The following is a 12146-nucleotide window of genomic DNA, read 5'->3' as shown; positions in this document are numbered from 1 at the left end:
TAGCATTAATATTAAATCTGAGCTATAGCCGGATCAAGAAAAGTGGGCGAAATAATGTGTGACGAAAAAAAAGCAGTAATACTTGCAGCTGGTTTTGGTATGAGAATGGTCCCGATAAATACGTTGTATACAAAAGGAATGCTGAAGGTAAACGGAGAACCTCTTGTAGAACGTCTTATTTGCCAGCTGCATGAAGCAGGTATTAAAAATATTAAGATAGTTGTTGGCTTCATGAAAGAAGAATATGAATACCTTATTGATAAATATAATGTAAAGCTTATCGTAAATAAGGATTATATGGAGAAAAATAATCTTCACAGCTTAAAACTTGCGAAAGAATATATCGGCAACAGTTATATAATCCCATGTGATGTATGGTGTGGAAAAAACCCTTTCATCAATAATGAAACAGAATCATGGTATATGGTAAACGATCTTGTTGATGAGGAAAGTATATTCAGACTTAACAGAAAAAACAATCTAAATGTAATAGGCAAGGATTCTGCCGGAAACGGCATGGTAGGAATCGCATATATCAATGAGGATGATTCAAAGTGGCTTGTGCAGGAGATCAATAATCTTTGCAGTGATCATGCGTATGATGACTGCTTTTGGGAACAGGCACTTATTGAAAACGGAAAGATCAGGATCAGTGCGAAGGTAGTTCATTCGGCAAATTTTGTTGAAATAAATACATATGAGCAGCTAAGGGAACTTGATGAGCATTCGGATCAGCTTAAATCTGATGCAATAACTGCTATTTGTCGTTCGCTTAATGCTGAACAGGATGAAATTACCGATATTACTGTTTTAAAGAAAGGAATGACAAACAGGTCATTTCTTTTTAATTGTAAAGGACACAAATATATCATGCGTATCCCGGGAGAAGGTACGGATATGCTGATCAATCGCCGTGAAGAGGCAGAGGTATATAACCTTATAAACAAAACAGGGATCTGTGATGAGGTTTCATATATAGATCCGACCAATGGATATAAGATAACGAAGTATATCGAGGGCGCGCGTGTTTGCGATCCCCTGGTCAGTGACGACCTTGTACGGTGTATGAAGAAACTGAAAGAGTTTCATGATATGAAGCTTACAGTTGATCACAGGTTTGATATATTTGAAAAGATCAATTTTTATGAAAAACTATGGAAGCATGAAAAGTCAATATACAAGGATTATGAAAAGACCAAAAATGATGTAATGCTTCTTAAAGAGTATATTGATGCTCAGGCTAAAGATGAATGTCTTACTCACATAGATGCAGTGCCTGATAATTTCCTTTTTGCAGGTGAGGAAATACGGCTTATAGATTGGGAATATGCGGCAATGCAGGATCCTCATGTGGATATTGCAATGTTTTGTATATATGCTATGTATGACAGAGAACAGGTCGAGCAGCTGATAGATATTTATTTTGAAAATAATTGCAGTGAAGCAGTAAGAACAAAAATTTACTGCTATATTGCTGCCTGCGGGCTTTTATGGAGCAACTGGTGCGAATATAAGCTTGATCTTGGTGTAGAGTTCGGCGAATATTCACTTTGTCAATACCGATACGCAAAGGAGTATTTCAAGATCGCATCAGCGAGAATATCCTGAATGGAGAAACAGAGAATGAATTATGTTGAATGCGCGATAATCATGGCGGCAGGCATTGGTAACAGAATGAGACCTATCACACTGACGACTCCCAAACCTTTGGTGAAAGTAAATGGCGTCAGAATGATAGATACCGTGATACAAGGGCTTCATCATAACGGGATCAAGGAGATCTTTGTGGTAGTTGGATATCTTAAAGAACAGTTTAAGACACTTGAAGAAGAATATAAAGGGCTTAAACTGATTGAGAATCCTTATTATGATGTCTGCAATAATATATCATCACTTTATGCGGCAAGAGATCACATAGGTAATGCGATTATTCTTGACGGCGATCAGATCATATATAATGACGATATACTTAGGCCTGAATTTGAAAGATCAGGCTATAATGCCGTCTGGACCGATGAAAAAACAGATGAATGGCTCATGAATGTTGAGAATGGTATTGTCAAGAGCTGCAGCCGATGCGGGGGAAAACATGGGTGGCAGCTTTACAGTATTTCACGCTGGAGCAAGGCTGATGGAGAAAAACTGAAAAGGCATCTTGAAGAGGCTTTTGCTAATGAGGAAAAAAGGCAGCTCTACTGGGATGATATTGCTTTGTTTGAGTATCCGGACGAGTATGAGCTCGGTATAATGCCAATGCAAAAGGATGATATTATTGAAATTGACAGCATAGAGGAGTTAATAGATATCGATAATAGTTACAAAGGAGTTAAAAAAAATGAAATCAACGACTAAAGGCAAGATCGACTGGCTGATAACTTTAGCGCCGTTTATCATTATCATGGCGTTAGCAGGACTGCTTTTTATATTCCCCGACAGATCCAATGATATAATCAGTGATGTGCGTTATTTCTTTGGCGATACATTAGGACTGTATTATTTGGCCATTGGTTTGGGTGTTCTTATAATATCTTTATTTTTATCCTTTTCAAAGTATGGCGATATTGTTCTGGGTGAACCAAACGAAAAGCCCAAGTATTCCTTCTTTGCATGGGGCAGCATGATGTTTACCTGCGGACTTGCAGCTGACATCCTGTTTTATTCATTTGCTGAATGGGTGATGTATGCGACAAATCCGCACGTTGCCGAGCTTGGACCTATAACTCAATGGGCGGGTGTGTTCCCGTTATTCCATTGGAGTTTTATTCCATGGGCGTTCTACCTTGTTCTTGCGGTTGCTTTTGGATTTATGCTGCATGTAAGGAAAAGAAATCGTCAAAGATATTCAGAAGCCTGCCGGCCTGTTATAGGAAAGCACGCTGATGGTCTTCTGGGAAGGATCATTGATCTTTTTGCGCTTTTTGCGCTGCTTGCGGGAACAGCTACAACATTCAGCGTAGCTACCCCTCTTATGGCAAGTATAATAGTTAAGCTGTTTGGAATATCAATGAGCAGAACTGTGTTAACTATAATAATACTGCTTATTACCTGTGCTGTTTATACATATGCTGTACTGCACGGCTTTAAGGGAATAAGCATTCTTGCAAAAATATGTATATATATGTTCTTCGGAATGCTGATCCTGATACTTCTGATCGGCGGACAGGGAAGATTCATTATCGAAAACGGTTTCCAGTCATTAGGAAAGATGTTCCAGAACTTTATAGAGCTTTCAACATACTGCGATCCTGTAAGAGAAAATAATTTCCCTCAGGACTGGACTATTTATTACTGGGCATACTGGATGGTATGGTGTATTGCAGCACCGTTCTTTATAGGCAATATTTCAAGAGGAAGAACTATAAAGCAGACTATCCTCGGAGGATACATTTTTGGCGTGGGTTCAACTATAGTAAGCTTTATAATCCTTGGCAATTATTCTCTTGGCCTGCAGGCTGCTGAAAAGGCTGATTTCATCAGTCAGTATAATGAGAGCGGAGATCTGTATGAACTTATATTGAATATCATTGATACGATGCCCTGTGCTAAATTCATTTTGGTTTTAGTTGTCCTGACGATGATCGCGTTCTATTCGACATCATTTGATTCTATCGCATATACTGCTGCTTGTTACAGCTACAAGAAACTCGGAGAAGATGAACATCCGCATAAGCTTATTGAGCTTTTATGGTGTATTCTCCTTATTGTTCTTCCGATAGCACTTGTATTTTCAGAGAGCTCAATGAACAATATCCAGTCAGTAAGTATTATTTCTGCATTCCCGATAGGAATAATAATGATAATTATGATCTGGAGTTTTATTAAAGATGCAAAAAAGTACAGACAGGAGCTTGAAGGAACTGAAAAGGAAAAGAAATATCCTGTTAAGAAATCAAAGAAAAAGAATTGAGATAACCAATATTATTAAAGTAAAAGAGGTATGGTATGGCAACAGTTTTTTTGGCAGGCGGAGCCGGCTATATCGGCTCGCATACTGCTGTTGAACTTTTAAATGCAGGCTACGATGTAGTAGTTGCAGACAATTTTTCAAACAGTTCGCCTGAGGCTATAAAAAGAGTTGAAAAGATAACAGGCAGGATGGTAAAGCTTTATGAGCTTGATATCAAGGACAACTCAAAGCTTGCAGAGGTTTTCAGAGAAAACAGTATCGACGCTGTTATACACTTTGCCGGACTTAAGGCAGTAGGCGAATCAGTGCAGAAGCCGATAATGTATTACCGCAACAACATCGACACTACACTTGCATTGCTGGAAACAATGAAAGAGTTCGGCGTTAATAATATTCTTTTTTCATCAAGTGCTACGGTTTACGGTGAAGAGAACAAGGTGCCGTTTACAGAAACAATGGCTCGCGGAGCCTGCAGTAATCCATATGGCTGGACCAAGTCAATGATGGAGCAGATACTGGAGGATGCGGCAAAGGCTGATAAAGATCTTTCCGTAATACTTCTGCGTTACTTCAATCCCATAGGAGCGCATGAATCAGGAATGATCGGTGAAGATCCGCTTGGAATACCAAATAATCTGATGCCATATGTATCACAGGTCGCAGTCGGAAGGCGCGAGTGCCTTACCATTTTCGGCAATGATTATCCTACTCCCGATGGAACCTGCAGACGTGATTATATCCATGTTGTTGACCTTGCAAAGGGACACGTAAAGGCTATTGACTATATTCTTGCCAACAACTGTGTTGAGATATTCAATCTCGGAACAGGTACACCTTACAGTGTGACCGAAATAGTTGATACCTTTGAAAAGGTAAACGGTATCAATGTAAATCATGTATACGGACCAAGGCGCGAAGGCGATCTTGCAGAGCTTTATGCAAATGCAGACAAAGCGCTTAAGATCCTTGGCTGGAAGGCAGAGAAAACTCTTGAAGATATGTGCCGTGATTCCTGGAACTGGCAGAAGAATAATCCTGACGGATATAATGGCAAAAAGGAGACGCTGGCTTAAGATGAATGATAGCTATATAACGCTCCTGAGAAAAGATCTTTCACGTTTGTGCGATCCGAACCTTAAGGGATTCCTTAAAGAATATCTTTTCCCAAGAGGAAATACATTCCGCTATGTTTTCTGGTTCAGGACCATGCAGGCAGTCAAGAAGAACTTTATCAGCAAGATACTGCTCGGATTTCCTGTATATATCATCTTCAGGCACTATGAGTACAAATACGGGATACACGCAAATACCAATATAAAGATAGGCGGCGGACTGAAGATCGTTCACGGAGACTGTGTATACATCAACTGCAGGGAAGTCGGCGAAAACTTTACAATATATCAGGGCGTTACTACAGGAGCTTCAAGAAATGACGAAGATATCCCTGTTATCAAGGATAACGTAAAGATCTGTACCAACAGTGTGGTATGCGGAGACATAACATTGGAAAGCAACTGCTGTGTAGGAGCTAATTCCTTTGTTAACTGCAGCGTGGAAAGCAATACTGTTGTAGCCGGATGTCCGGCTAAGGTCATCAAAAGGTTATAATCGTTCAAAAGCCCGTATTGTGCACGGGCTTTTATACTTGCATTTTGAGTAATGATATGATATACTAAAGCTAAGAAAAAATATCGTAATTGTAAAACAGGGGGCTGAAATGGAAAAGCATGAATTCAGAAAAAATGCGGCGGATATGATCTATCTGACGGCCTGTGCCATAAACGGAAAAATACCTAAGCAGAAGCGCATCGAAGCGCTTGATATACCCAAATTGTATGAGGTGTGTCAGAAACATATTCTTACAGCCTGTGTTGCATATGCTCTTGAATCAGCAGGTATAAATGACCACGATTTTACACAGGCTAAGGAAAAAGCAATAAGGAAAAATATTCTTCTTGATGCGGAGAGGATGAGTATTTTCAACCGTTTGGAAGAAGAAAAGATATGGTATATTCCTCTTAAAGGAAGTATCCTTAAAGACTGGTATCCAAATCTCGGTATGAGGCAGATGTCGGATAACGACATTCTTTTTGACAAAAACAGACGCGATGACGTGAGATGTGTCATGAAAGACCATGGATTTGAACTGAAAGCCGCTTACGAAGCTGTTGATGAATATGTCAAGGAGCCGATATATAATTTTGAAATGCATAGTGAGCTGTTTATGTACTATCAGGTAGGAGATATAGCCGATCATTATCTGGAGATCAAAAGCAGGCTGCTGAAGGATGAAAATAATGGATATGGTTATCATTTCAGCAATGAGGATTTTTACCTTTTCATGCTCGCTCATGAATATAAGCATTTTATCGCCGGCGGAACAGGAGTTCGTTCCCTGGTCGATTCTTATATATTCCTTCGCAAATTCGGCAGATCACTTGACTGGAAGTATATCGCTGCTGAGCTTGAAAAGCTTGGAATTGCGGATTTTGAACTCAATAACCGTAAGCTTGCAATAAATGTATTCTCGATGAAGCAGCTTTCACTTGAAGAGAAGAAACAGCTTGATTATTATGTCATGTCAGGTACCTACGGAACACATGAAAACAGTGTAAAGAACAGGGTTAGATATAACAGAAAAGGTTCTGATCTGAGATATCTTATGTACCGCCTGTTTCCTCCTATGAGGATGCTCAAAGCTTCTGTACCGTGGGCAGCTAAAAGTAAACTGCTTATCCCGGCGGCATATATTTATAGATTTTTCAAGGGAGCAACTGTGAACAGGAAAGTAGTAGCAGAGGAACTTAAATATCTTGGAAAAAGTGATCAAAGGTTTTAAGGCATCAACTTCCGGTGATTAAATTCAGGATAGGCTCGGCAGATATTCAGAACATTCGTGCAGTGAGGACAAACTGCACGAATTTTTTATTTACATATGAATGAATATTCATGTGATTTCTTGTCTATAATTTGTTAATATGTGAAAAAAACAATTTTTACTAATTATAATAGCTTGACATCTGCATAATAAATGTATTATAATAGTAAATGAGAATTATTTATTACGAAACGTATATTTTACTTGTAATAATACAAATGCATCCTGTATAGCACTTGAACAGGAGCGATAATACGGTTCGTAAGTATTCTTTGAGCTGTATCGTTTATAAGCATATGTAAACTGTTGCAAGATAGGTGATGTGACAAGTTTTTTCAGTATGCCCGTGACGCAGACAGCATGAGAATATACCTGAAAAATAAAAAGAAAAAAGGCGGAAAATAATGCTAACAGAATACCATTGTCATGTTCTTCCGGGACTCGATGACGGCTCTAACAGTCTCGGTACTTCACTTGCTATGCTTGAGATGATGAAAGAGCAGGGTGTAAAAAGAGTTATTTTTACTCCTCACTTTTATTGTCATCAGGAGGAGTCTGTTGAAGCTTTTCTGAAAAGGAGACAGGCTTCGTTTGAGATCATAAAGGATAAGTCGCCTATAAAAAATATGCTGCTCGGTGCGGAAGTTGCTGTAGAAAGCGGCATATCGGAAGTCAAGGATATCGAAAAGCTTGCGATAGAGGGAACAAATCTCATACTTATGGCATTCCCTTATCGTAATTATGAGCCATGGATGGCAGAGGAGGTATATAATCTGTCTATCGAGTACAAGCTGAACATTATGCTTGCTCATGTTCATCGCTGCATTGAGTTTTGCAGTGAGGACGAGATAGATAATATCCTTTCTTCAAATGCGATAATGCAGGTAAATAATGATGCGTTCGGCAACTGGAACGAGAAGAAGCTCGCAAAGCGTATCGTTGACGAGTGCAGCAGGGTAGTTTTCGGAAGTGATGCACATAACATTTCCGACAGTATGCCTAACTGGGACATTATAAAGAGAAAGGTAAAGCCTGAGCTCCTTGAAAGCTCTGATGATATGCTTGACCGTTTCATAATATAAAAAAAGCTCCATGCGCGGCATGGAGCTTTTTTGCTGCCTGAGACTATTCAGCGTCTTTTTTGACTTCAACTTCCTCAATTATGATAGTGAGAGGATATTCATATCTTTTTCGTTTGCCGCATACATAATCAGGAGAATCTGCAAAATATTCGGCAAGGTCAGTTGCTTCATCCTCAACGTATAAAGGCGAGAAGGTGTAGAAATGATCTGTATACTTCTTTATATTATCGAGCTCTCCTATATTTACGGGTTCATTCGGGAAAACGCTCAGATCGTTCAGAACAGTCCATGTTCCGTCGTATACATAATGCGTGGCATTCGGAAAGAAATAGGACATGATACCAAGGGAGAACTCATGAGAATGAAGGAAGCAAATATTTCCGTCGGGGTTCTCTTCTTCTATTCTGTCAACAAGCTCGGGAAATCCCGCCGTCTGTATTGAAGCTCTTGCATCAATTCTGATAACGGCTGTGTTTGCTATCAGAGCTGCAATACACAGTATCGGGACTATCCTTTTTTCGATCTTTGTAAATACTATGGACAGGAAGATGATTGCAGGACCCGTAAAGAGCAGATAGTATCTTATCGCTACAAAAGGATAAACGGTCCTTAAAGTTATTTCAAATAATAAAAGAGGGAAAAGGAAGAGGAAAAGCACGAAAAGACCTTTAAAATATGAAGCTCTTTTCTCATCGCTGAAAAGCGGCGAGCTCTTTATATCGGAAAGCTTTTTTATTCCCTTTATATTGATGTTCTTCAGTATGAAAAACAGTATGAGCAGCTTGAATAACAGTGAAAATGAGTTTTCTATGACAGCTGAAAGGAGCTTCGGCGAGTTAAAGTAAAGAATGGACGTGATGCAGTACTCTCTTATTTTGTAGATCGGGAAGAAGTCTTCCTTCCAGTAATGGTCGGTCACGTTTCCGAACTGCTTCAGAACGACTGTGAGCCATGGCAAGTATAAAACAGCACATATGCATCCGCTTATGAAAAAGCTTAAAAACCTTTTCTTGTCTTTTTTTATCACCGAGAACAGAAGAACGAGTATGTAGATCGCAAGTGCGCCCAACATCGCTATATTGTGGGTATACATACAAAGCAGTGTAAACAGTCCGTGCAGGACATAATAGCTGCGTTTTCCTTCAAAAAAGGCAAGATATGCGTATACGGCGTTCGCCGTAAGAAAGAAATATGCCAGATATGTAGGACGTATCTCGTTGAACAGGAATGAATTTACGGAGGTGCATATAAATCCTGCTGCGGCAACTATGCCTGTTTTTGCACCGAAGGCCTTGCGTATCGGGAACATTGAAAGAAAAACAAGTCCCACGATAACTATGCTGTTGGTGAATCTCATTACTTTGAGGGTGTGTCCGAATATGACGCATACAAGCTTGAGCAGCAGTGCGTAGAGCGGTGGACTGTAGTCCTCGGGAAGAAGCCTCCATATCTCATTCCACGGGTGCAGGGTAAGGAAATACTGATAGGTGCTGTCGTATTTTATTACACCGTCATGGCAGTAAGGGATATCTATGAGTATCCCTACTGCGGACAGCAGTACAAAAAGAATAAAATAAAACTTTTCGCTTTTATAAAAGCTTTTTGTTTCAGGCATTTTTCTTACCTCCGATATGCTTGATCCTGATAGCCGCAAGCCTTAAAAGTGTACTGGGACACCTTATCATCAATTAATGAGCCGCAAAATTTTTTGATTTTAAGGAATTTGCGTTCCCCGAACAAGGCTCGGGACAATAACCAACCGCCTTATGGCGGTCACTGAGAGCTCACTAATTATAGCACATAACATATATTTTGTCAATTTGAGATAAATAATAAACAAAAATGTCAGGATCATGTTTGTGGTGGACTATGTGAATACTCATATATGTATATCAGTGAAGTTATATGCACAATCTTCACATTGTGGGTTGACATATTGAAAAAAATATGGTAATAATAAGGCATGAGATTGTGTTTTTATATTATTTTAAAGGAGGAAAGAGAATGAAAAAAAGTTTTTCAACTCTTTTGGCAGCAGTAACAGCATTTTCTGCTTTAGGTTCTTTGCCTGTAACTGCTGCCGAAAGCGACTACCTGCTTCACAGCACTTTTGAGGAGAGTGCCGAACAATGGAGCGGCAGAGGCTCTGCTTCTGTAAAGGTAGTCAGCGGCACATCACGCTCGGGAGAATGCTCGCTTCTTGCAAGCGGCAGAGCAAGTGCCTGGAACGGAGCTACTGTGGGATTGGGCTCTGACTTCAAGGCGGGTCAGGATTACTCTTTCAGTGCTTACGTAATGAGCGAGGAGGAATCGGCAACATTCTATCTTACGCTCCAGTACAGCGACGGAAGCAGTACAAAATATCCCAAGATAGCTGAGGTGAACGCAGAAAAAGGGAAGTGGGCTCACCTCGAGAACAAGAGCTTTACCATTCCAAGCGGAGCTTCTGATATTCAGCTCTACATCGAGACAGAGGATACCACCTGCAATTTCTACGTGGATGAGGTGGTGGGCGCACCGAGCGGTACAGAGATAGACGAACCCTCAGCGCCTGTGGCAATGCATAAGGGCGATATCAATTATGACGGAAAGATAGACTGTTTTGATATCGTGCTCGCAAGAAAAGGCATTATAGGCAGTATTGATAACAAAAAGACACTTAAAGCTGCCGACGCAGACAGCAACGGAGTTTTCGAGCTCAACGACGTTCTGCTCATAACTCAGTTCGTTATGGGAAAAATAAGTGAATTCCCTGTTGTAGAGCCTGAGATCGTTCCGGGTCAGGTCAAGTATACCACAGAGGAGCTCACCAAGCTGGTTCAGGATTCACTGGTAAACAACGAACCCAATGATTCACACATGGAAAAGAACGGAGTTAAGTACGGCACTATCAAGAAGGAGACTTACTTCTCCAAGAAGGCAAACAAGAACAAGCCGTACAATATACTGCTTCCCGCAAACTATGACTCAAGCAAGAAGTATCCCGTGCTTTATCTGCTCCACGGCTTCTTTGAGAACGAGAACCGTATGATAACACAGGGCAACGGTCAGATGTATACAAAGCAGATCATAGGAAATGCCATAGCTTCGGGCGAGGCAAAGGATATGATCGTAGTTGTGCCTTTCGTATTCACAAGTGCAACGATGAACGACGCTACGGGCTTTGCGGATCAGGGCTCAAACGAGGGCTATGACAACTTTGTTGATGATATCGTAGACAGCCTTATGCCTCATATCGAGAGCAAGTACAGCGTAGCCACAGGCAGAGAGAACACAGCCGTAACAGGCTTCTCGATGGGCGGGCGCGAGTCGCTCCAGATAGGCATGAAGTACGGCAGCAAGTTCGGTTACGTAGGAGCTATCTGTCCTGCACCGGGCACTTCGGGCTCATGGAAGTGGAGCAATGCCGACGAACAGCCATACCTCCTTATGATAACAGGCGGTACTCAGGATGACGTAGTAGGACTTAACACTCCCGAGGGCTATCATAACAACTTCACAAAGAACAATGTGCCTCACGTATGGCACGTTGTCAACAACGGACACCACGGTGACGACTCTATCCATTCACACCTTTACAGCTTCGTAAGAGGCATATTCCAGGCAACTGAGGGAGCTGTAACCCAGTCATCTTCCGTAACTACAACAAAAATCAATACAAACAACACCACAACGACCACCAAAAAGGCTGAAAGCTCAGGCGGTCAGCAGAAGTACACTGCGGAGGAGCTCACAAAGATGGTGCAGAACGCTCTGGTAAATAATGAACCCAATGATTCCCATATGGAGAAGGGCGGAGTTCAGTACGGCACTATCAAGAAGGAGACTTACTTCTCCAAGAAGGCAAACAAGAACAAGCCGTACAATATACTGCTTCCCGCAAACTATGACTCAAGCAAGAAGTATCCCGTGCTTTATCTGCTCCACGGCTTCTTTGAGAACGAGAACCGTATGATAACACAGGGCAACGGTCAGATGTATACAAAGCAGATCATAGGAAATGCCATAGCTTCGGGCGAGGCAAAGGATATGATCGTAGTTGTGCCTTTCGTATTCACAAGTGCGACGATGAACGATGCTACGGGCTTTGCGGATCAGGGCTCAAACGAGGGCTATGACAACTTCGTTGACGATATCGTAGACAGCCTTATGCCTCATATCGAGAGCAAGTACAGCGTAGCTACAGGCAGAGAGAACACAGCCGTAACAGGCTTCTCGATGGGTGGGCGCGAGTCGCTCCAGATAGGCATGAAGTACGGCAGCAAGTTCGGTTACGTAG

9 protein-coding genes are annotated in these 12146 nt (G+C 41.1%); 8 read left to right on the top strand and 1 reads right to left on the bottom strand.

Translation table 11 applies throughout. The annotated features are described in order from the left end of the window. The first annotated feature begins 42 nt into the window (after window positions 1–42). The 7 genes from Q0R37_RS07480 (at window position 43) to Q0R37_RS07450 (ending at window position 7867) form a co-directional block, all read left to right on the top strand. The gene (locus Q0R37_RS07480) at window positions 43–1608 is read left to right on the top strand and encodes a phosphotransferase (RefSeq protein ID WP_294752968.1); all 1566 of its coding nucleotides are present in this window, start codon (window positions 43–45) and stop codon (window positions 1606–1608) included. Window positions 1609–1623: 15 nt separating this feature from the next. Beyond that, a complete protein-coding gene (locus Q0R37_RS07475; RefSeq protein ID WP_294752966.1) occupies window positions 1624–2352 on the top strand; it encodes an NTP transferase domain-containing protein in 729 nt (242 codons plus the stop codon). Beyond that, the gene (locus Q0R37_RS07470; protein WP_294752965.1) at window positions 2336–3907 is read left to right on the top strand and encodes a BCCT family transporter; all 1572 of its coding nucleotides are present in this window, start codon (window positions 2336–2338) and stop codon (window positions 3905–3907) included. Before Q0R37_RS07475 ends, Q0R37_RS07470 begins: the two co-directional genes overlap by 17 nt. 35 nt (window positions 3908–3942) lie before the next feature. Next, on the top strand, window positions 3943–4980 hold the full coding sequence (gene galE, locus Q0R37_RS07465; RefSeq protein ID WP_294752963.1) for a UDP-glucose 4-epimerase GalE: 1038 nt from the start codon (window positions 3943–3945) through the stop codon (window positions 4978–4980). 1 nt (window position 4981) lies between these two features. After that, window positions 4982–5515, top strand: a complete 534-nt coding sequence (locus Q0R37_RS07460; protein WP_294752961.1) for a hypothetical protein — start codon at window positions 4982–4984, stop codon at window positions 5513–5515. A 109-nt stretch (window positions 5516–5624) separates the two neighbouring features. Beyond that, entirely contained in the window at window positions 5625–6746 is a 1122-nt protein-coding gene (locus tag Q0R37_RS07455; protein ID WP_294752959.1) for a nucleotidyltransferase family protein, read from the top strand. 443 nt (window positions 6747–7189) lie between these two features. Then, the gene (locus tag Q0R37_RS07450; protein WP_294752957.1) at window positions 7190–7867 is read left to right on the top strand and encodes a CpsB/CapC family capsule biosynthesis tyrosine phosphatase; all 678 of its coding nucleotides are present in this window, start codon (window positions 7190–7192) and stop codon (window positions 7865–7867) included. A gap of 43 nt (window positions 7868–7910) precedes the next feature. Here Q0R37_RS07450 and Q0R37_RS07445 read toward each other — a convergent pair whose 3' ends face one another. Then, window positions 7911–9482, bottom strand: coding sequence for a glycosyltransferase family 39 protein (locus Q0R37_RS07445; protein ID WP_294752955.1), 1572 nt, complete (start codon window positions 9480–9482; stop codon window positions 7911–7913). 389 nt (window positions 9483–9871) lie between these two features. On the opposite strand from Q0R37_RS07445, the gene Q0R37_RS07440 reads away from it, so the two are divergent. Further along, a partial coding sequence (locus Q0R37_RS07440; protein WP_294752952.1) for an alpha/beta hydrolase-fold protein occupies window positions 9872–12146 on the top strand: 2275 nt, incomplete at its 3' end.

It is taken from the genome of uncultured Ruminococcus sp. (assembly GCF_946415235.1).
GTDB lineage: Bacteria > Bacillota > Clostridia > Oscillospirales > Ruminococcaceae > Ruminococcus.
Note: the sequence above shows the minus strand (reverse complement) of the source record. Positions and strands in the feature narration are given on the sequence as shown.

Coding starts and splice junctions, on each gene's coding strand:
- Q0R37_RS07475 (WP_294752966.1), top strand. CDS start 1,624: ATGAATTATGTTGAATGCGCGATAATCATGGCGGCAGGCATTGGTAAC.
- Q0R37_RS07470 (WP_294752965.1), top strand. CDS start 2,336: ATGAAATCAACGACTAAAGGCAAGATCGACTGGCTGATAACTTTAGCG.
- galE (WP_294752963.1), top strand. CDS start 3,943: ATGGCAACAGTTTTTTTGGCAGGCGGAGCCGGCTATATCGGCTCGCAT.
- Q0R37_RS07460 (WP_294752961.1), top strand. CDS start 4,982: ATGAATGATAGCTATATAACGCTCCTGAGAAAAGATCTTTCACGTTTG.
- Q0R37_RS07455 (WP_294752959.1), top strand. CDS start 5,625: ATGGAAAAGCATGAATTCAGAAAAAATGCGGCGGATATGATCTATCTG.
- Q0R37_RS07450 (WP_294752957.1), top strand. CDS start 7,190: ATGCTAACAGAATACCATTGTCATGTTCTTCCGGGACTCGATGACGGC.
- Q0R37_RS07445 (WP_294752955.1), bottom strand. CDS start 9,482: ATGCCTGAAACAAAAAGCTTTTATAAAAGCGAAAAGTTTTATTTTATT.